Consider the following 18,533-nt stretch of genomic DNA (forward strand, 5'->3'; position numbering starts at 1 on the left):
ATGCCCTTCGTCGCCACACTCGCCGCCGTACTGGCCACCACACTCACCGCCGCGCTCGCCCAGGCTCTCGGGGTGGACTTCGAGGTCCCGAACGATGGCGAGACCATCCCGCTGTCCGGGATCGCCGTCGTCACCGGCTTCTTCTCCCTCGTGGGCGTAGCGCTCGCCTACGCCTTCCGCCGCTGGAGCACGCGCCCGGCCGAGCGGTTCGGGTGGACGGCGGGCGCGCTGACCGCGATCTCGCTGATCCCGCCCTTCCTCTCCGGCGCGGACGCGGCCACCGTGGCCACCCTGGTCGCGCTTCATCTCGTCGCGGCCGCGGTGATGATTCCGGCGCTGACGCTCCGGATGCTCAGGAGAGCCCCAGCGCCGTCGTTGTCGGCGGCCCGAGGGTGACCGGGTTGCCGGCGGTGGGAACGAGCCGGCCCCGGTCGACGGTGTAGTAGCCCTGGGTGGTGTTGACCAGGTTCCACGAGGTGGCGTCGCGGGCCTGGAGGAGCAGGACGTACTCGCCGCCTTGGCGGATGCCGTCGGCCTGTTCCGGTCCGGAGGCGGAGAAGACGACCCGGATCGACGAGCCCGGTCGCGGGGTGCCCGTGGCCACCCGGCTCACCGCGAAGGTGGCCACGGTCTCGCCCGCACTGGCGCGGGTCGCGCCGACCGTCCCCCGGACGATGGCCTCGGCACTGCCCTCCAGCTCGCCGGCGGTCGGATAGAACGGCTGGTCCGACGCCGGCGACGAGGGCGGCGCCGCGTCCCGGAGCACCACCGCGCCCACGGTCACCGCCCCGGCCAGCACGACTGCGGCGGCGGCCACCCCGACCAGGATCCGGCGCCGGGGAGCGGCCGTCCGCGCCGGACCACCCAGCAGTTCGGCCAGCCGCGCCTCGGCCCGCGCCTCGGTCCCGGGGCGGTCGCCGGGCACCGGGTTGGCGTCCCGCATCAGTCGCTTAACGCTGGGCATGACGGACCTCCGCTCCGTACGACCTCTTGAAAGCCTGCCGGGCCCGATGGAGCCGCACCCACACCGCCGACGCCGACAGCCCGGTGAGCGCGGCGATCTCGCCGGCGGTCAGATCGTCCCAGTACCGGTGGACCAGGACGTCCCGATGCGCCTCCGGCAGCCGTTCCAGCACCTCGGCGACCAGATCGGCGGTCCGCTCGTCGGCCCGTGGCCCGGTGACGGCCGCCTTGCGGTAGGCCGAGTCGCCCCGCCGTACCGACCGATGGTGATTGCTCAGCACATGCCGGGCCGTCACGAAAAGCCAGGCCGGCGTGAGAACGTCGCCGCCCGTGGTCTTGTCCCACGCGATCCGGAACACCTCAGCGGTCAGATCCTCGGCCTCGGCGTCGTCGTCGACCCGGCGCGCGACGAACCGCAGAACCCGCCCGTGACTGGTCCGGTAGAGCTCGGTGAATCTCTGTTCGGGTGGAGCGTCGCCCATCGGTCCCTCCTCGACCGGTACATGTCGGCTGAAGCCCCGATCCTTACCGCCGCTTTCGCGAACCGCGGAAACGGCCGCCGAGCCCGGCCCACGGGCGGGGGAACGACAGCACCCATCGGTCACACTACGGACATGGACATCCTTCTCGCGGCCGCGTCCGTCGCCGTGATCGTCGTGCTGGTCGCCGCCCTGGTCATCGGCGTACGCCGGGGCTTCGACGACGGCTACCGCCGCGGGATCGGCCCCACCCGCCGCCGCTCCGGCTCCGGAGGTTGGTTCAGCGCTCCACACAGCACAGACGCCACCACCACCACGACCACCGGCGACAGCGGCTTCGGAGACAGCAGCAGCAGCGACTGACCAGCCCGAACCACCGGTGGCAGCAGTCCGAAGCCCCGCGGCAGCAAGGGCACCGGTAAGGCGCGGCAGCGGGTAGCGGCCGCAGCAACTCGTTGAGGCCGCGGCCGCAGCTTGCGGCTGGGCGGAGGGCTCCGGTCGGCTTACGGCTGGGCGGAGGGCTCCGGTCGGGTGGCGGGCGGCGGCTTGCGGCTGAGCGGAGACTGCGGCTTGCGGTTGGGCGGAGGACTGCGGCTTGCGGTTGGGCGGCGGGCTGCGAAGGCGGGATGGCTGCCTTCGGTCCGGCACCGACCAGAGGCGGGCCGGTGGGCCAGATGGGCTGCCGGGGAGCGGTAGAGGTCGACCGTCGACCACGTTCGCGAGCTGGCACCCCAGCGACCTGCCAGATCGTGCCGTCGAAGGCGCCCGCGCCCATCCCGCCCTCGGCTGGCGCCTGCTCGCCCATCCCGCCCTCGCTGGCGCCTGCTCGCCCACCCCGCCCTCGTTGGCGCCCGCTCGCCCAACCGCGCTGGCCCGCCCGCGCGGGCCCGCGCCCTGCCGCGCCCTCCCGCTCGCCCACTCGCGCACGCCCGCTTCCGCTCGCCTGTTGCCCTCGCGGGCCTGAGGGCGGGTTGGCCTGATGACAGACGGGACTAGGGGCAGGCTGGCCTGAGGGCAGGCGGGCTGACGGCGAGCGGGGCTGGGTGTGAGTTGGGCTGACGGCGAGCGGGGCTGGGTGTGAGTTGGGCTGACGGCGAGCGGGGCTGACGGCAAGCGGGGCTAGGTGCGAGTCGGGCTGACGGCAAAGTGGACTGGGTGCGAGCGGGGCTGACGGCGAGCGGGCCGACGGCAAGTGGGGCTGGGTGCGAGCGGGGCTAGGGGCAGGCCGGGGCTACGAAGCCGGGGTGGGTGCCTCGGGTCCAGCGGCAGCCGAAGGTGGGGGCGGCCACGGCTCGGCGGTTGAGGATGGCGTCGCCTGCGGGGCGGTGGCCGGTGTGCAGCCAAGTGGTCAGGTCGTCGAAGCCCTCGGTCAGTTCCGGGGCGGTGAAGTCGCAGTGGCCGACGCCTCGGATCGCTCGGGAGACGAACAGCCGTGACTTGCCGTTGTGGGCGGCTCGGGCGGCGTACACCTGCTCCATTTTGAAAGGCACGAAAAGGTCGCCTATGTCGTGCAGGGAGAGGACCGGCACTCGGGGGTTGCCGTCGACGCGGGGGATGCCGGCCAGGCCGGGGTCGGCGGTCGCGGTGCGGCGGACGCGGAGGACGTCGCGGTTGAGGCGCAGCTCCTCGGTGGTGGGCCACAGGCGGTCGGTGCTGCGGTAGAAGGTGCGGCGGTTGTCGGTGACGTTGCCGGGGGCGATGCCGCCGGTGCCGCCCTGCAAACCCGGATAAAGGCCGAAAAGGAAGGGCAGGTCGTTCAGCGGCGGGAGGGAACGGGCGGAGTTCCAGTACGCGAACGCGCTGTCGAAGCCGGGGCGATCGCCCCCGCTGGAACGTTCCAGGACGGCCGACCAGGTGCGGCCGGCCGGTGTGGAACCGGTGGGCAGGCCCAGCTTCGGCACGATCTGGCCCACCTGCGAGCGCCACACCTGCTGGTAGTCGGCGCCGGGCTGGAGCGGGAACTCGATGTCGGCGCCGGTGAGGGCGGCCGCCGTGACGTTCGCGTCGAGGAAGTAGTCGTACAGGGCGGTGTCGCCGAGCACCCCGCAGTACGGCATGGCGCCGGCGAAAGCCCGCGGGCGCTCCTCGATCGCCACCGCGGTGATGTGGCCGCCCATCGACGCGCCGGACATGATCACCTGCCGGGCGCGGGAGCCGGTGACCTTGTGGAACACGTCGATCAGGGCGACCGAGTCCCGGACACCCTGGCCGACGTCGTAGCCGTTGGTGGCGTAGCTGGAGGCCGCCCACGCGTAGCCGCGGGACACATAGTGGGCGCGCAGGTCGGGACTGTTGACGTAGACCGTGGTGCCGGTGCCCCGATAGCCGTGGGCCCAGACGACGAGCCCGCCGTTCCACTTGCGCGGTACCTCGATCCGATAGGCGGCGCCGCCGATGACGCCGGTGCGCACCTGCGCACCGGGCAGCGCGGCGAACGGCGTCCCGTCGAGCTCGCAGTCGGGGTCGGCCACGAGATATCCGGGCTGCGTCGTGCTCGGCGTGGGCGCGGTGCAAGCGGCGACCGTGGCCGAGGCGAGAGCGGGTGAGGGTGGGCCGGCCAGGGGAATCAGCAGGGCGAGGGCGACGGCGGCGCGAAAACCGAGCATGGCGTGTTACCTCCCGGTAACACTTCACGCCGTACATCGACGGGTGTCAAGGTCGATCGCCCAGGTGATCTTGCTGAGTGGGGAAGGGTAGCCTCGGTGAGGTTACGCAACCGTAGGTAAGGAGGCCGGCATGGCGGACGAGCGGCCCTGGCTGGCGGCCTATCCGGAAGGCGTTCCGGCCGACATCGCCGAGCCCGAGCGGGCGCTGACCGCGAACCTGGACGGCGCGGTCGAGCGCTTCCCGGACCGGATCGCGCTCGACTTCCTCGGTGCCACCACCACGTACGCCCAACTCGGTGACCAGGTCGCCCGGGCCGCGGAGGCGTTGCGCGGCCTCGGCGTGGGGCCGGGGGACCGGGTCGCGCTGATCCTGCCCAACTGCCCGCAGCATGTGGTCGCCTTCTACGCGGTGCTGCGCCTCGGCGCCGTCGTCGTCGAGCACAATCCGCTGTACACCGCCGACGAGCTCGCCCACCAGCTGGCCGACCACGGCGCCACGGTCGCCATCTGCTGGGAGAAGGTCGCCGCGACGGTGGCCGCCACCGCCGAACGCACCTCGATCACCACGATCGTCGGCGTCGACCTGACCGCCGCGCTGCCCCTGCTCAAGCGGCTCGCCCTCAAGCTTCCGCTGCCGGCCGCCCGCAGGACGCGCGACGAGATGCGCGGGACGGTGCCCGGCGGCACGCTGCTGTGGGAAGCGCTGGTCGACGCGGCGCCGCCGATCGACGCCTCCGTTCCCGGGCCGGGCGTCGACGACACCGCGCTCCTGCAGTACACGGGCGGCACCAGCGGCACCCCCAAGGGCGCGATCCTCACCCACCGGAACCTGGTGGCCAACGCCGAGCAGAGCCGTGTGTGGGTGCCGGGGCTGCGTGACGGCGGGGAGACGTTCCCCGCGATTCTGCCGCTGTTCCACGCGTACGGCCTGACCCTCTGCCTGACCACCGCCGTGCGGATCGCGGCGACGATCGTCCTGCTGCCCCGCTTCGACCCGGGCATGGTGCTCGACGCGGTGAAGCGGCGCCCGCCGACGTTCTTCCCGGGCGTTCCCCCGATGTACGACCGGCTGGCCGCGGCCGCCCGCGAACGCGGCGCCGACCTGAGCTCGATCAGGTTCTCCTTCAGCGGGGCCATGCCGTTGCCGGCCGAGACCGTACGGACCTGGGAGGCCATGACCGGCGGGCTTCTCATCGAGGGGTACGGGATGACGGAGACCTCACCGATCACGGTCGGCAACCCGATGTCCGAGCGGCGCCGGGCCGGCTCGATCGGCTTGCCGTTTCCCTCGACGTACGTCCGGATCGCCGACCGCGACGACGTCACCCGCGACATGCCGGCCGGGGAGCCGGGCGAGCTGCTGCTGAAGGGCCCGCAGGTCTTCTCCGGCTATTGGAACCTGCCCGAGGAGACCGAGGCGGTGCTGCTGCCGGACGGCTGGATCCGCACCGGCGACGTCGCGGTGATGAGCGACGACGGCTACCTGTCGATCGTGGACCGGGTCAAGGAGCTGATCATCACGGGTGGTTTCAACGTCTACCCGTCGGAGGTCGAGGACGTGGTTCGCGACCATCCCGACGTGGCGGAGGTCGCTGTCGTCGGGCTGCCGTCGGAGCGTACGGGGGAAGAGGTCGTCGCCGTTGTCGTCGCCGCCGAAGGCGCGACCGTGGACCCGGCCGCCATGCTGAAGTGGGCGCGCGAGCGGCTGTCCGGATACAAGGCGCCGCGCCGGATCGAAGTGGTGGGCGAGCTCCCGTACAGTCAGATCGGCAAGGTCCTGCGCCGCCGGGTGCGGGACGACCTGCTCGGGGAAGCGAAGTAGCTTCGTGGAGGGCCGGCGCGTCTGGCAGCCGCCGCGGCCGGCCTGGCGAGGGCGGGCCGATCACACGGCGATCGTGGGTTGCAGCCTGTTCGTGGACGGGGTCGAGGTCGAGAGCCCCGGCCCGGCGGCCGACCTCGCGCAGCTCTACGAGCGGGCCCGCGAGCGGGACGGCGCCTTCGTGTGGCTGGGGCTGCACGAGCCGACCGAGGCCGCCCTCACCCACGTGGCCGAGGTGTTCGGGCTCCACCCGCTGGCGGTCGAGGACATCCTGCATCGGGAGCAGAGGGTCAAAATTGAGCGGTACGAGGATGTGCTGTTCCTCGTCGTCCGGGCCGCCCAGTACGTGGAACACGAACGGATCACCGCCACCAGCGAGATCGTCAGCACCGGTTTCGTCCGGCTGTTCGTCGGCCCGCGTTTCGTCATCACCGTGCGGCAGGGCCGGGTCATGGAGCTCAGCTCGCTGCGGGCCGACCTGAGCGCCGACCCGCGGGCGCTGGCCCAGGGCGGCCCGTGGGCGGTCGTGCACGCCGTCCTGGACCGGCTGGTGGACGGCTACGCCGACATCGCGGCCGCCGTGCAGACCGACCTCGACCTGACCGAGGCGGCCGTGTTCGACGCGCGCACCCCGGTCACGATCGAGCAGATCTATCAGCTCAAACGCCAGATGATGAAGTTCAAGTCGGCCGTGCTGCCGTTGCAGCGCCCGCTGGCCGCGCTGGCCGGCAAACAGTTCGCCGACCTGCCCAAGGAGATCCGCCGCTACTTCGGCGACGTGGCCGACCACCACACGGCCGCCGTGGAACAGGTGCTGGCCTTCGACGACGTGCTGAACGCCCTGCTCCAGGCCCGCCTGACCCAGCTGACGGTCGACCAGAACAACGACATGCGCAAAATCGCCTCGTGGGCGGCCATCGCCGCGCTGCCGACCGCCATCGCCGGTGTCTACGGCATGAACTTCACCCACATGCCCGAGCTGGGCTGGCGCTACAGCTACCCCACCTTGATGCTGCTCATGCTGCTGAGCGCGGGCATCCTTTACCGCCTCCTCCGCCGCGCCGGCTGGCTGTGAGCCACGGCGCCGTGCTCGGCGCCGTCTCGCCCTTCTCGACGCGAACCCCTCCGCCGCACCGTGCCTGGCCGCGGCCGGATGCGCACCCGGCCGCCCGGACTTCGCATCGCCGCATCCGGCACGTCTGACGGCCTTCGCCGGAGGGAGATTCGTGGTGGCGGCTGCGCTCCACTTCCGGAACGTGGGCGACACGCCGAGAAAATCTATGATCGGCTGACTAGATTTTCTCGGCGGGACCGGTTAATGTTCCTGGTGTTGAACGAAGAGATCGTGAGAGACGCCGACGAAATGACCGAGCGTCAAGCAGGGCCCGGACCCATGTCGTGGGCTCGCTCGGCATAAGCGGCCGACGCCGCACGAGGAAGAGCTCGTCGCACGTGTCGGGGCCAGGGAATCGCGTAGGGCTCCGGCGCCGGCGGGCAGCACGACAGCACGGCAAGTGAAGGATTCAGAGGAAAGGGAGGGTCGAACACCGTTGGATCGTCCGCCGTCAGGACGCAGTTCGGTTCTGGGCGGTCACCGCAGTTTCCATCGAACGAGAGGTGGTCTCCGGTCACGCATATGCGATCCTCGCACCCCACAGGTGCGGATACGACAAACCGGCGAACCTGCCGGAAATGGTGTTTGAACCCGTAACCCTGGGCCCCGGCGTTCCGCCGGGGCCCTCGTCATGGAGAAGAGGAGTTGCATGGCCCAACCCGACGACATGTTCGGAGACGAGGACTACCCGGCCTACACAATGGGCCGCGCCGCGGAGATCACCGGCGCCTCGCAGGACTTCCTGCGCCGCCTCGGCGAGGCGAAACTGTTCACCCCGTTGCGGTCGGCCGGCGGCCACCGCCGGTACTCCCGCTACCAGTTGCGCCTGGCCGTGCGGGCCCGCGAAATGGTCGAGAGCGGCACCGCCCTGGAGGCCGCCTGCCGCATCATCATCCTCGAGGACCAGCTCGAGGAGGCTCTTCGACAGAACGACGAGTACCGGCGCCGGCACGAGGCCGGCGCCTGAATCAGCCCAGCTTCTTGAGCTGCGCCTCGACGCGCTCGCGGCGCTGCACCAGAACGTCGATGACCGCCTCGGTCTCGTTGATGCCGGTCAGCTCGGTGGCGATGTCCTCCGGCTCCTGGAACCCCTCGGAGTTGTCGCCGTCCTCGCCCCGCCGCCCCTGCGCGTCCCCGGCGACCCGGCGCAGCTCAGCAAGCTCCGCGTCGATGTCCTGGAGTTCCTGGCGCAGCTGCTCGGGTGTCGCTTGATCAGTCATGCCCGCCATCATACGAACGCCCCCGCCCGAGCCGCCCGGCACCGGATCGCTCCGAGATCATTCGCGCACGGTCGGGAACGGGCTCTTCGGGGAAGACTTGCGCACACAACGCCACCACGGCGTCCGCGTTGTGAAGTTTGAGGTGATCGACCAGGAAGCGAATGTCTTCTGCGTCACGACGCCGCGCGGCCAGCACTTTCATGGCGAGCAGGTGCTCAGGTGAGGCAGCCGACACCCGGAGCCCGGGGTGATCAAGGATACGAGGCGCTTCGGAAGGCGTCCTCGATGGCGTGCCGGTCGAGTAATGGATCGTCGTCGGTGCTCATGCCACCTTCAGCTCTTGAGCGGCGACGAACACTCCCCGGCGCCGGAACGCGGCGGGGGCGTCGACTCTCGCGGAACGGGTGTTGGAGGGGGACCAGAAGCGGCGCAGCGCGCGCGACTCGGACCATGGCGGAGGCGCGTGCCCGTCCTGGGCGGCCAGATGTTCGGTCAGCGCGGCTAGGAACACGTCCCAGTGCTCGTCGCCGGTGTCGGTGGGCTCCTTTTCGAGCAGTGTCTTGCGCCGGTGCGCGGCTCCCACCCGTATTCCTCCAGGAACTCGGCTATCGGCCGCCACCGCGTCGAATCGTCAGTGCCGGCCAGCAGCGTCGCCAAGCGGGGACGCGTTATCCGAAGACCGCGGCGGCCCACTCGGGGTGGTCGATGAATGGGTTTCGGTTGTGCTGGTACGTGGTGTGGATGATCTGGTTGCGGTGGCGCTCGGTGGCGTCCGGCGGGTCCTGGGTGTTCCACTGGAGCAGGGCTGAGAGCTTGCCCAGGCGCGGGGCGCGGCCGCCGGTGGTGGCGTTGTCGACCTCGAGGTCGGGCCAGGCGTCGTCGCCCTCGTAGCGGACGGCCATGTAGAAGATCATGCGGGCCACGTCGCCCTTGACGGCGTTGCGGGGCTCCCAGGAGTCGGCGTCGGTGTAGTTGCCGGGGGCGCCGGTGGCCGCGCTGCCGCCGGTGTCGAAGTCCTTGTTGTCGCGCAGGGCGTTCACCGTCACGTCCTCGGGGCGCAGGTGGTGCAGGTCGGTGCCGGGGCCGGTGGCGGTGCCGAAGTCGCCGTGGGACTTGGCCCAGACGTGTTCGCGGTTCCAGTTGCCGGCGTGGCCGCCGTTGAGGGTCTTGGCCCGGCTGGCCCCGGAGTACAGCAGGATCACGTTGGCCGGGTTCGCCGGGTCCTGGTCGGTGACCTTGAGGGCGTTCCACACGGCGTCGTACGACAGCCTGGTCGTCCCGCTCGAGACGATCGTGTGCAGCGCGCTCTTCAGAGCTTCGCCGGTTTGGTCCTGGGCGGCCGCGTAATAGGAGTCATCGGAAGTGGCCGCCGACATGGTCGCCGGCGCCCAGAGAAGGGTGATTCCCAGGGCCAGCAAGGCTGTCAGGACACGTGCCGTCCGGCAAGTGAGCACGTCGTCAGCGTAGGGCCAGGTCCGCTTCGCCGTAATCCGGATATGACCGGAATTAGGGGGAAAAGACTGGCCAATCGGCCGTGACCGCGGGCTTCGCTGAGGATCATGCTTCGGCTAAGAGGCAAAGGAGTTCGATCATGTTGCTCCAGGGATCCAAGGCGACCGAACGGCCGCAGCGCACCACCGGCGTCATCGTCACCCCGGTCGAGCCGGCGCACGAACCCGCCGTGCCGCAGCCGGAGCTGCTGGAAAAGGCCCACGTCTACCCGCCGCTGACCTGGCCCAAGCCCACCGTCGGGCAGGTGCTGGCCGAGGGTCTGGGCGGTATGAGCAAGACCGTGCTGATCCTGCTGATCTTCGGGGCCGTTCTCATCGGCACGGCCATGGGCGCCGCCCTGGTGCTGTCCGGCATCATCCACGGCCTGGGCTTCGATCCGGCCGGCGGTTACTAGACACCACCGCCGACAGGGTCCGCATGGCCTCGTACAGCCGGGCCCTGACCTCGGCCTGAGGCAGCCCGAGGGCCTTCGCCGCCTCCTCGGGCGTGCGGCGGCGGAAGTACGTCGCGACGAGGATCTCCCGGTGGGGCTCCGGGAGATCCCGCAACAGCAGCTCCATGGGGGGCCGCCGGGTCGCGTCGGCCTGGGTGGTCGGCATGACCGGTACTTTGGTCAACCGCGGCGGCCAACTCCAGTGCGCAGATGCGGCGTATTCGCCCCGTCACTCGCAGGTGCGCCGGTATTTCAGCTCCGGCACGAAACGGCCCCACTCGGACGCGTTCAGGCCCCGGCCGGTGATCGCGCACGCGTACTCGGCCGGGTCGGCGCGCAGCCCGTTGAGCTTGGCGTAGCCCCACAGCGTCACGGTCGCCGGCTCGCGGACCGACTGGGCGGTGACCGCCAGCGTGCGGCCGTCACCGCCGAAGGTCACCTCGCGCACCTCGGCGCCCTTGCTGGTGCGGACCGTGGCGAGCCGGATCGGCGCGGCCGGGACGGCGGTGTCCCACAGCGTCGCCGTATATCCCGCGTCGCCGGTGGCCAGGGTGCGCCCGTCGGGGCTGAAGGCCACCGACCGTACCCACCGGCCCTGGCTGGGCAGGCTGGCCAGCCGCTGCGGGCGGGACCGGTCGGCGACGTCCCACAGCAGCGTGGTGCGGTCGAAGCCGCCGCTGGCCAGGGTGCGCCCGTCGGGGCTGAAGGCGATCGACTCGACGACGTCGCTGTGCCCGGTCAGCGTGCCCACCCGGGCCGGCGCCGCGTGGGCGGGCAGGCTCCACAGCGTGATGACCGGGTCCTCGTCGCCCGCGGTGGCCAGCGCGCGCCCGTCGGGGCTGAACGCCACGGCCGTGCCGAAGCTGCCGGTGAGCCGGGCCCGCAGGACCGGGCGGGACCGGTCGGCCACGTCCCACACCATCAGCGTGGTGGAGTCGGCGACCACGGCCAGGGTGCGCCCGTCCGGGCTGAACGCCATCGCGTTCGTTCCCCGCACCTCGCCGGGCAGGGTGGTGAGCGTGGTGGCGCCCACCCGCAGGGTGCCGCTCTTCGCGGTGACCGTCGCGGCCGTACGGCGGTCGGGGCCGAACGCCACCGACCGGACGGCCTCGCCGTGCAGGGTCCGGTCGGCGCCGCGCACGGGCCGGCCCGGGTTGGCCGTGTTCCACGTGCTCGCCGTACCGTTGGAGCCGGCCGCGACGAGCGACCGCCCGTCCGGGCCGAAGACCGTGCCCTCGGCGCTGCCGCCCGGGACGGCCAGGGTGGCCAGCCGGTTCGGCGCGCCGGACGCGCTCACCCGCCACAGGGTCGCCGTGGCGGTGCCGTCGGCGGTGACGAGGGTGCCGGAGTTCGGGGCGATCGACAGCGTCGTGATCGGGCCGTGCGCCTTCACCGTGGCCATGATGCCGGGGCTGCCCGTGGGGGACTGGTCCCACAGGGCCGCCGTGCCGGTCTCGTCGCCGGCGGCCAGCAGGCTGCCGTCGGCGCTGAAGGCGAGCGAGGTGACCTGTCCACTCAGGCCGGTCCGGGAGTCGAACGGGTCGTCGTCCTCGTCCGGCATGTCGGGGAAGCCCGGCGGCGGGCCGCCGTCGGCGGGATCGTCCGGTGTGACCGCCGCCCGGGCGGCCACCCGAGGGGTCCGGTTCTTCATGTTCCACAGGGCCACCGCGCCCTCGCCGCCGACGGCCAGGGTGGCGCCGTCCGGGCTGAACGCCATCGGTGACGCGCCGAAGCTGAGGAAGCCGGGGAGCGACGCCGGGTCGACCGGCTCGCTCAGGTCGAACACGGGGACGAACCGCGCCTTGTCGACGATCAGGAGGCGCCCGTCGGGGCTGAGGGCGAGGTGCAGCACCGGGTAGGTGTCGCGGCTGGTGGGCTCCGACAGCAGCGTGGGCTTGGCCCGGTCGGTGGTGTCCCAGACCGCCGTGCCGCCGCCGTCGTCCCCGGTGACCAGCCGGTTCCCGTCGCCGCTGAACGCGAACGCGGTGGTCGTGCGGCTGGTGGGCAGCGCGGTCAGCCGTACCGGTGCGGACCGTTTGGTGACGTCCCACAGGACCGCCTGGCCGCCCGGGCTCACCACGGCCAGGGTGCGCCCGTCCGGGCTGAGCGCCAGGACGCGGCCGGCCGCGGTCTCCGGCAGCTTGGCGATCTTGACCGGCCGGCGCGGATCGGTCACCTTCCACAGCGCGACCCGGCCGTCGGCGTCGAGAGAGGCCAGGACCCCGTCCGGTCCGTACGCCGAGGCCACCGCCCCGCCGAGCGCGCCCGCCCAGCTGGTGGCCGTGACCACGCCGGTGAGCTGCCGGCGGGTCGCCGTGTCCGGGTTGAGCTTCTGCGCCGCCGCGCCCAGCATCAGAGCCGTCCGCGGGTCGTCGGTGATCATCGTGGTGGCCTGGTTCATCAGCCGCCGGCTGACCGCGATGCGCTGCTGCTGCTCGGCCTTGACCTGCTGCGCCTTGGCCTCGCCGGCCGCCTGCCGGGCCAGCCGCTGCTGCTCGGCCGCGATCGCGGCCTGCCGCCGCGCCTCCTGTTTGAGTCCCAGCGCCTCCTGCTGGAGCTGCTGGGCCAGCTCGGACGCCTGCGCCGCCAGCCGCTGCTGCTGCTCGGTCCGTACGGCCGCGCGGTCGGCCAGTTGCCGCTGGCGCTTGGCCAGGGCGGCCGCCTCGTCGGCCAGCTCCTGCTGCTCCCGGGCCATCCGCTCGGACGCCTCGGCCGCGGCGCCGGCCCGGGCCGCCCGGCTCTGCTGCTCCTGGGCCAGGCCCTGCTGGCGCCGGGCCTCGGCCGCCGACCGCTCGGCCAGGGTGCGCTGGTCGCCGGCGAGCTGCTGCTGGCGCAGCGACTCGGCCGCCGCCGCCCGCGCCCGCTCGCCGTTGCGGACCGCCGACAGCCCGGTGACCGAGGCCAGCACGGCCAGCACGACCAGGGTCACCGCGGCCCCGGAGAGCAGCCGCCGGGCCCGGCGGTGCTGCCGCACGTCCTCGCCCTCGAGCTCGTCCTTGCTGATCCCGTGCATCGGGGCGGCGAGCTGGGCGATCGCGTCCCGGAAACGGGAGTGCCGCAGGCTCAGGTGCTCGGTGCCGCGCGCCCAGCGCAGGTCGAGGAAGAACGGCTCCTCGGTGAACACCTTCCGCAGCGCCGGCGGCACGGCCGTCGACTCCTCGGTGAAGTCACCGCGCTGTTCGTCCCACGCCCACTCGCCGTCGGTGACCACGGGCAGGATCCGGTCGGCCGACTTGGTGGCGATCCAGTGCTCGATCTCCTTGTTCACCCAGGGCGACCGGGCCGCCTCGGGCGAGGCCATCAGCACGAAGTGCTCGGAGCCGTCGAGGGCGGTCTGGATGGAGGACCACAGGCCCGGCGTCACCGCCAGGCCGGTCTGGTCGCGGAAGATCCACAGTGCGCGCCGCCGATGCCACGGCTTGGCCAGGCGGTGCAGGCCACGTTGGACAGCCGGAGCCAGCCGTCCGTCACCGGAGTGGCTGTACGAGATAAACCCATCGAAGGTCATGGGGGGTCCTCCGGTGATCGGCACGTGCTGCGGCGACAGATTCTGCCTGGCACCGGACCCCTGAGCAAAGGCGGGAGGCCGTATCGTTCTCCTGCGTTCATCGGTGGGGCGAGACGGAGGCCCATGTGCGGTTCGGTGTGACAGGCCATCGGCACCTCCCTCCGGCCATCGCCGAGCGCGCGCTGCGGCATTGGCGCCGGGTGCTTCCCACAGGCTCTTTCCCGTACGGGGTGTCGAGCCTGGCCGACGGGGCCGACCAGCTGTTCGCGGCCCACGTCCTGGCGGCCGGCGGCACCCTGGAGGCGGTGCTGCCGTGCGAGGGCTACGCGACCTCCCTGATCACCGACGACAGCCGGGCCCGCCTGCGGGAGCTGTGCCGCGCGGCGGCGAAGGTGACCACGTTGCCCTACCCGGAGCCCAGCGACCAGGCGTACCTCGCCGCCGGGCAGGCCCTGGTCGACCGCTGCGACCACCTGTTCGCCGTGTGGGACGGTGAACCGGCCCGCGGGCTGGGCGGCACCGCCGACATCGTCACCTACGCGCGGGCCCGGGGCCGCCCGGTCACCGTGCTGTGGGTCGAGGGCGTGATCCGGGTCTGATCAGGGCCCGTCGGGCAGGCCCGCGCCGGCCCGCTCCTGCTCGTACCGGTCGCCGATCTCCCGGGCCAGGATCAGCGCCTGCTCGTGGTGGGCGCGCGCCTCGGCGATGTCGCCGGTGGCCCGCAGCGCCTGGCCGAGGTCGTTGAGCGCCTCGGCCTCGCTGGCCCGGTCGCCGATCCGCCGGTGCAGCACCAGGGCCCGGCGCAGGTGGGCCGCGGCCTCGGCGTGCCGGTCGCCGCGGGCGTACACCGCGGCCAGGTCGGTCAGCACGTACGCCTCGGCCGTCCGGTCCTCGTTCTGCCGGGCCACGGCCAGGCTCTGCTCGAGCTGGGCGGCGGCCCGGTCCAGCTCGGCCGGGTCGCCGGAGAGCCGGGCCAGCAGCGACAGGACGTACGCCTCGCTGAACCGGTCGCCGGTGCGGGCGGCCAGCTCGAGGGCCGACTGGAACCGCTTGGTGGCCTGGGCGTCGTCGCCGAGCCGGGCGTCGACCAGGCCGAGCCGGACCGACGCGTCGGCCTGCCCGGCGTCGTCGCCGAGCCGCTGGTAGAGCGTCCAGGCCCGCTCGTAGTGGTCGGCCGCCCGCTGGTAGTCGCCCCGTCGCCAGTGCACGCTGCCCAGGTTGCGCAGCACCACGGCCTCGGCCGCGGGATCGTCCAACTCGGCGTAGAGGGCCAAGGCCCGCTGGTACGTGCCGGCCGACTCGGTCAGGCGGCCCTGCCGCCGGTGCAGCCGGCCCAGATCGGACAGCGCCCGGGCCTGCGCGGCGTGGTCGCCGAGGGCCAGGGCGGCCGACACGGCGCACGAGGTGACGGCGACCGCCTCGGCGACCGGCCCGCCCGCGTCGAGGTAGCGAAACAGCGTGCCCGCGAGGTCGACGGCGAGCCGGTGGCGGCCGTGGGCGGCCGCGTACGCGCAGACGGCGGCCAGGTTGGGCCGCTCGGCCTCGATCCAGCCCCGGGCCGCCTCGGAGTCACCGGCGGCGCCCGGAACGGCCGGGTACAGCGTGGCCATCGCCGCCACGGAACCGGCCAGGTAGTGGTCGAACAGCCGGGTCAGCGCGGCCTCGCGCTCGGGCGCCGGGTCGTGCTCGGCGGCGAGCTCGGCCGCGTACGCCCGCAGCAGGTCGTGCATGCCGTACCGCCCGCCCCGGGCGGCCTGCACCAGGCTGGCCCGGACGAGCACGCCGAGCAGCCGCCGGGCCTCGCCCACCGCGGCGCCGGTCAGCGCGGCCACCGCCTCGACCTGCGCGGTCTCGCCCGGATGCAGGCCGAGCAGCCGGAACACTCGGGCCGCGTCGGCCGGCAGGTTCTGGTACGACCAGGAGAACACGGCCCGGACCTCGGCCCGGGGATCGCCCGCGTCGAGCAGGTCGAGCCGCATCCGGTGGTCGCTGAGCTCGCCGACCAGCTCCTCCAGCGAGACGTCGGCCCGGGCGGCGGCCAGCTCGGCCGCGATCCGCAGGGCCAGCGGCAGCCGGGCGCAGGCCGCGGCCAGGCGCTCGGCGACCGGCGCCTCGCGGTCGACCCGGTCGCCGATCAGGCGGCGCAGCAACCCGACCGCGTCGGCGAGCGGCAGCAGGTCCAGGTTGATCCGCTCGGCGCCGTGGATCGCCACCATCCCCGGCAGCGCGTCCCGGCTGGTGACCAGCACCAGGCACGACCCGCTGCCGGGCAGCAGCGGCCGTACCTGCTCGACCGAGGAGGCGTTGTCGAGCAGCACGAGCATCCGGCGGCCGGTCAGCTCCGAGCGGTACCGGCCGGCCCGCTCGTCGACGCCCGGCGGGATCTCGGAACCCCGTACCCCCAAAGCCGTGAGAAAGCCGGCCAGCGCGTCGCCGACGGCGACCGGCTGCTCGCAGTCGTAGCCGCGCAGGTTCACGTAGAGCTGCCCGTCTCCGAACGCCTCCCGGACCCGGTGGGCCCAGCGGACGGCCAGGGCGGACTTGCCCACCCCGGCCGTGCCGGACAGCAGCACCACGGTCAGCGGCGGCTCGTCACCCTGGGCCAGCGTGCGGTCCAGGGCGGCGAGCTCGCTGTCCCGGCCGGTGAAGGCGCGCACGTCGGCCGGCAGCTGAGCGGGCACCGACCGGGGCGCGGAGACCTGGACCGGGGAGACGGCGACGCCGAGGGTGGGATCGGCGGCGAGGATGCGCTCGTGGAGCCGGCGCAGCCCCGGACCGGGGTCGCTGCCCAGCTCCTCGGCCAGGCTGTGGCGGATCCGGCGGTACTGCTCGTCGGCGTCGGCCTGCCGCCCGCACCGGTAGAGGGTCAGCATGAACTGCTCGGCCAGGCGCTCGTCGAGCGGATGCTCGGCCACGGCCGCGGTCAGCGACGGCAGCAGCTCGCCGTGCCGCCCGAGCCGCAGCAGGACGTCGTGGTGGTCGAGCTCGGCCGCGAACCGCTCGCCGAGCAGCAGCTCCCGCGTCGCCGACAGCCAGGGCGTGTCGAGGCCGGCGAACGGCTCGCCCCGCCACAGCTCGAGCGCCTTCGTGATCTGCTCGGCGGCCGACCGGTCGGACTCGGCGCCGCGGGCCAGCGCGACAAGCCGGCGGAACCGGTGCAGATCGACTGCTTCCGGGTCGGCCGTCAGGGCGTACCCACCCGGCCGTCTCTCGATCCCGACGCCGGCGTCGGCGAGGGCCGTCCGCAGCCGCGACAGATAGCTGTAGAGCGCGCCGGCGGCCCGCTGCGGCGCCTCGGCACCCCAGACCCGGTCGATCAGCTGGTCCACCGTGACCGGGCGGCCCACCTCGACCAGCAGCGCGGCCAGCACGCTGCGCTGCCGGGCGTGCCCCAGCCCGACCGGCTGCCCGGTGATCCGGGCCTCCACCACGCCGAGCACGCCGAACTCCGCCGTCAACTGCCCTCCGCTGGGGATTCAAGACATTCACAAGGTGAGCGACAAGTCTCGCACGCTTCGTACAAGGTCCAGCCACGACCATAGATCCAGTACGGGGGAAGCAGGTCGCCCGCCCTGACCCGACGGCGCGCAAGCGCACGGGGGAATCGGGACGGGACGGGCGACCTGCCTCGCGTGCTTCAAAGGCCCAGGCCAGGGTACGTACGGGCGGTGTCCTTCGACTCGGTCGACCTGACCCGGACCCTGGCCCCGGAAACGCCGGCGGCGCCGCACAGCGCCAGCGGCGAGGCGGTCGCCACCCATGACCTCGGTGACGTCGCGCCGCCCGCGCGACCATCGAGGCGGTGGACGCCGAAGCGAGTGGTGGCCACGCCCGCCGCGTACGACCATCCGCACGGCCGGCGGATCATGGAGCTGGTCGAGGCGCACGGTCTCGAGGTCGAACGGCTGAACGGCAACCGGCTGACCGGGCTGCGCGGGGACAGCGACCGCGAGACGTACGCCCGGGCCAAAGCCACCATGGCGATCGTGGTGAGCCCGCCGTCGCGCCGCAAACTCCAGCCGATCGCACCCAGCGCGGACTGGCGGTTCGACCTGGCCGAGGGCTGCCCCGCACACTGCCAGTACTGCTATCTGGCCGGCTCGCTCTCCGGCCCGCCGGTCACCCGGGTCTACGCCGACCTCGACGACATCCTGGCCGGCCTCGGCGACTACGTGGGCCGGGGCACGATCACCAGCCGCCGCGAGGCCCGGCGCGACGAGGGAACCACGTTCGAGGCGTCCTGCTACACCGACCCGCTGGCCCTGGAACACCTGACCGGCAGCTGGCGCCGCGCCGTCGAGCATTTCGGGGCCTGGGACGCGCCGGTCCAGCTGCGCTGGACCACCAAGTTCGACGACGTCGGCGGCTTCGTGGGCCTGGCCCACCGCGGCCGTACGAGGGTGCGGCTGAGCGTCAACTGCCGCCCGGTCACCACCCGCGTCGAGGGCGGGACGAGCCGCCTGGAGGACCGGCTGGCCGCCCTGCGCCGGCTCGCCCTGGACGGCTATCCGGTGGGAGTCACCATCGCCCCGATCATCGCCGTCCCCGACTGGCGCGCGCACTACGGCGACCTGCTCGACGGGATCGCCGCCGCCGTCGGCGACGTGCCCGGCCTGGATCTGACGGCGGAGCTCATCACCCACAGGTTCACCCCCGGCAGCAAAGAGGTGCTGCTGAGCTGGTACCCACGAACGAAGCTGGAGATGGACGAGGAGTCCCGCAGCCGCAAGCACGGCAAGTTCGGCGCGCTGAAATACGTCTACCCACCCGAGACGATGGCCGAGCTCCGCTCGTGGTTCCACGCGGAAATCGCCGCCCGCCTGACCGCCGCCCGCATCCTCTACTGGACGTGACGGTGTCGTGGTCGCCCTCGGGCGGC

18 protein-coding genes are annotated in these 18,533 nt (G+C 72.8%); 8 read left to right on the top strand and 10 right to left on the bottom strand.

The genetic code is table 11. The features are described 5' to 3' along the window. Entirely contained in the window at nucleotides 1-396 is a 396-nt protein-coding gene (locus ACGFJ7_RS30625; RefSeq protein WP_360254905.1) for a DUF6069 family protein, read from the top strand. Here the strand turns inward: ACGFJ7_RS30625 and ACGFJ7_RS30630 are convergent. Both ACGFJ7_RS30630 and ACGFJ7_RS30635 read right to left on the bottom strand, forming a co-directional pair. Next, nucleotides 353-964, bottom strand: coding sequence for a hypothetical protein (locus ACGFJ7_RS30630; protein ID WP_360254903.1), 612 nt, complete (start codon nucleotides 962-964; stop codon nucleotides 353-355). The two genes, ACGFJ7_RS30625 and ACGFJ7_RS30630, sit on opposite strands and share 44 nt — an antisense overlap. Further along, nucleotides 951-1,445: an RNA polymerase sigma factor gene (locus tag ACGFJ7_RS30635; protein ID WP_392645166.1), complete on the bottom strand. Its 495-nt coding sequence runs from the start codon at nucleotides 1,443-1,445 to the stop codon at nucleotides 951-953. The genes ACGFJ7_RS30630 and ACGFJ7_RS30635 overlap by 14 nt, the downstream gene beginning before the upstream one ends. A gap of 132 nt (nucleotides 1,446-1,577) precedes the next feature. Between ACGFJ7_RS30635 and ACGFJ7_RS30640 the strand changes: the two genes are divergently transcribed. Continuing rightward, nucleotides 1,578-1,805, top strand: a complete 228-nt coding sequence (locus ACGFJ7_RS30640; protein ID WP_392645168.1) for a hypothetical protein — start codon at nucleotides 1,578-1,580, stop codon at nucleotides 1,803-1,805. Between the two features lie 851 nt (nucleotides 1,806-2,656). Here the strand turns inward: ACGFJ7_RS30640 and ACGFJ7_RS30645 are convergent. Then, a complete protein-coding gene (locus ACGFJ7_RS30645) occupies nucleotides 2,657-4,048 on the bottom strand; it encodes an alpha/beta hydrolase family protein (RefSeq protein ID WP_392645169.1) in 1,392 nt (463 codons plus the stop codon). 130 nt (nucleotides 4,049-4,178) lie between these two features. Here ACGFJ7_RS30645 and ACGFJ7_RS30650 point away from each other — a divergent pair, with 130 nt between their 5' ends. From ACGFJ7_RS30650 to ACGFJ7_RS30660, 3 genes are all read left to right on the top strand, one after another. Next, complete coding sequence (locus ACGFJ7_RS30650) at nucleotides 4,179-5,870, top strand: long-chain-fatty-acid--CoA ligase (protein WP_392645171.1); 1,692 nt, start codon at nucleotides 4,179-4,181, stop codon at nucleotides 5,868-5,870. A 4-nt stretch (nucleotides 5,871-5,874) separates the two neighbouring features. After that, nucleotides 5,875-6,942, top strand: coding sequence for a magnesium and cobalt transport protein CorA (locus ACGFJ7_RS30655; RefSeq protein WP_360254893.1), 1,068 nt, complete (start codon nucleotides 5,875-5,877; stop codon nucleotides 6,940-6,942). Between the two features lie 688 nt (nucleotides 6,943-7,630). After that, entirely contained in the window at nucleotides 7,631-7,948 is a 318-nt protein-coding gene (locus ACGFJ7_RS30660; RefSeq protein ID WP_360254891.1) for a MerR family transcriptional regulator, read from the top strand. A 1-nt stretch (nucleotide 7,949) separates the two neighbouring features. Here ACGFJ7_RS30660 and ACGFJ7_RS30665 read toward each other — a convergent pair whose 3' ends face one another. The 4 genes from ACGFJ7_RS30665 to ACGFJ7_RS30680 all read right to left on the bottom strand — a co-directional run bounded on the left by ACGFJ7_RS30665 (nucleotide 7,950) and on the right by ACGFJ7_RS30680 (nucleotide 9,655). Beyond that, complete coding sequence (locus ACGFJ7_RS30665) at nucleotides 7,950-8,201, bottom strand: hypothetical protein (RefSeq protein ID WP_360254889.1); 252 nt, start codon at nucleotides 8,199-8,201, stop codon at nucleotides 7,950-7,952. Beyond that, nucleotides 8,194-8,403, bottom strand: a complete 210-nt coding sequence (locus tag ACGFJ7_RS30670; protein WP_392645173.1) for a hypothetical protein — start codon at nucleotides 8,401-8,403, stop codon at nucleotides 8,194-8,196. Before ACGFJ7_RS30670 ends, ACGFJ7_RS30665 begins: the two co-directional genes overlap by 8 nt. 120 nt (nucleotides 8,404-8,523) lie before the next feature. Then, entirely contained in the window at nucleotides 8,524-8,784 is a 261-nt protein-coding gene (locus ACGFJ7_RS30675; RefSeq protein WP_360254887.1) for a hypothetical protein, read from the bottom strand. 85 nt (nucleotides 8,785-8,869) lie between these two features. After that, complete coding sequence (locus tag ACGFJ7_RS30680) at nucleotides 8,870-9,655, bottom strand: endonuclease I family protein (protein ID WP_392645175.1); 786 nt, start codon at nucleotides 9,653-9,655, stop codon at nucleotides 8,870-8,872. Between the two features lie 137 nt (nucleotides 9,656-9,792). Here ACGFJ7_RS30680 and ACGFJ7_RS30685 point away from each other — a divergent pair, with 137 nt between their 5' ends. Continuing rightward, nucleotides 9,793-10,107 (top strand): hypothetical protein, encoded by a 315-nt coding sequence (locus ACGFJ7_RS30685; protein WP_392645177.1) that lies wholly within the window; start codon nucleotides 9,793-9,795, stop codon nucleotides 10,105-10,107. On the opposite strand, the gene ACGFJ7_RS30690 is transcribed toward ACGFJ7_RS30685, so the two are convergent. Both ACGFJ7_RS30690 and ACGFJ7_RS30695 read right to left on the bottom strand, forming a co-directional pair. Next, entirely contained in the window at nucleotides 10,067-10,312 is a 246-nt protein-coding gene (locus ACGFJ7_RS30690) for a sigma factor-like helix-turn-helix DNA-binding protein (RefSeq protein ID WP_360254881.1), read from the bottom strand. The genes ACGFJ7_RS30685 and ACGFJ7_RS30690 overlap by 41 nt on opposite strands. A 63-nt stretch (nucleotides 10,313-10,375) precedes the next feature. Then, on the bottom strand, nucleotides 10,376-13,654 hold the full coding sequence (locus ACGFJ7_RS30695) for a TIR domain-containing protein (RefSeq protein WP_392645179.1): 3,279 nt from the start codon (nucleotides 13,652-13,654) through the stop codon (nucleotides 10,376-10,378). Nucleotides 13,655-13,779: 125 nt separating this feature from the next. Between ACGFJ7_RS30695 and ACGFJ7_RS30700 the strand changes: the two genes are divergently transcribed. Beyond that, nucleotides 13,780-14,253, top strand: a complete 474-nt coding sequence (locus ACGFJ7_RS30700; protein ID WP_392645181.1) for a hypothetical protein — start codon at nucleotides 13,780-13,782, stop codon at nucleotides 14,251-14,253. On the opposite strand, the gene ACGFJ7_RS30705 is transcribed toward ACGFJ7_RS30700, so the two are convergent. Beyond that, the gene (locus ACGFJ7_RS30705; RefSeq protein ID WP_392645183.1) at nucleotides 14,254-17,112 is read right to left on the bottom strand and encodes a BTAD domain-containing putative transcriptional regulator; all 2,859 of its coding nucleotides are present in this window, start codon (nucleotides 17,110-17,112) and stop codon (nucleotides 14,254-14,256) included. A gap of 210 nt (nucleotides 17,113-17,322) precedes the next feature. Between ACGFJ7_RS30705 and ACGFJ7_RS30710 the strand changes: the two genes are divergently transcribed. Then, nucleotides 17,323-18,507 carry a spore photoproduct lyase family protein gene (locus tag ACGFJ7_RS30710; RefSeq protein WP_360254872.1) on the top strand — a complete coding sequence of 395 codons (1,185 nt, stop codon included), beginning with the start codon at nucleotides 17,323-17,325 and terminating at the stop codon, nucleotides 18,505-18,507. The last annotated feature ends 26 nt before the right edge of the window (nucleotides 18,508-18,533 follow it).

The organism is Actinoplanes sp. NPDC048988, assembly GCF_043197815.1.
Taxonomy (GTDB): Bacteria; Actinomycetota; Actinomycetes; order Mycobacteriales; family Micromonosporaceae; genus Actinoplanes.

What these genes read in the sequence shown, in the direction of transcription:
- ACGFJ7_RS30650 (WP_392645171.1), top strand. Translation starts at nt 4,179, where the DNA reads ATGGCGGACGAGCGGCCCTGGCTGGCGGCCTATCCGGAAGGCGTTCCG.
- ACGFJ7_RS30670 (WP_392645173.1), bottom strand. Translation starts at nt 8,403, where the DNA reads ATGAAAGTGCTGGCCGCGCGGCGTCGTGACGCAGAAGACATTCGCTTC.
- ACGFJ7_RS30635 (WP_392645166.1), bottom strand. Translation starts at nt 1,445, where the DNA reads ATGGGCGACGCTCCACCCGAACAGAGATTCACCGAGCTCTACCGGACC.
- ACGFJ7_RS30625 (WP_360254905.1), top strand. Translation starts at nt 1, where the DNA reads ATGCCCTTCGTCGCCACACTCGCCGCCGTACTGGCCACCACACTCACC.
- ACGFJ7_RS30695 (WP_392645179.1), bottom strand. Translation starts at nt 13,654, where the DNA reads ATGACCTTCGATGGGTTTATCTCGTACAGCCACTCCGGTGACGGACGG.
- ACGFJ7_RS30665 (WP_360254889.1), bottom strand. Translation starts at nt 8,201, where the DNA reads ATGACTGATCAAGCGACACCCGAGCAGCTGCGCCAGGAACTCCAGGAC.
- ACGFJ7_RS30690 (WP_360254881.1), bottom strand. Translation starts at nt 10,312, where the DNA reads ATGCCGACCACCCAGGCCGACGCGACCCGGCGGCCCCCCATGGAGCTG.
- ACGFJ7_RS30645 (WP_392645169.1), bottom strand. Translation starts at nt 4,048, where the DNA reads ATGCTCGGTTTTCGCGCCGCCGTCGCCCTCGCCCTGCTGATTCCCCTG.
- ACGFJ7_RS30640 (WP_392645168.1), top strand. Translation starts at nt 1,578, where the DNA reads ATGGACATCCTTCTCGCGGCCGCGTCCGTCGCCGTGATCGTCGTGCTG.
- ACGFJ7_RS30685 (WP_392645177.1), top strand. Translation starts at nt 9,793, where the DNA reads ATGTTGCTCCAGGGATCCAAGGCGACCGAACGGCCGCAGCGCACCACC.
- ACGFJ7_RS30660 (WP_360254891.1), top strand. Translation starts at nt 7,631, where the DNA reads ATGGCCCAACCCGACGACATGTTCGGAGACGAGGACTACCCGGCCTAC.
- ACGFJ7_RS30630 (WP_360254903.1), bottom strand. Translation starts at nt 964, where the DNA reads ATGCCCAGCGTTAAGCGACTGATGCGGGACGCCAACCCGGTGCCCGGC.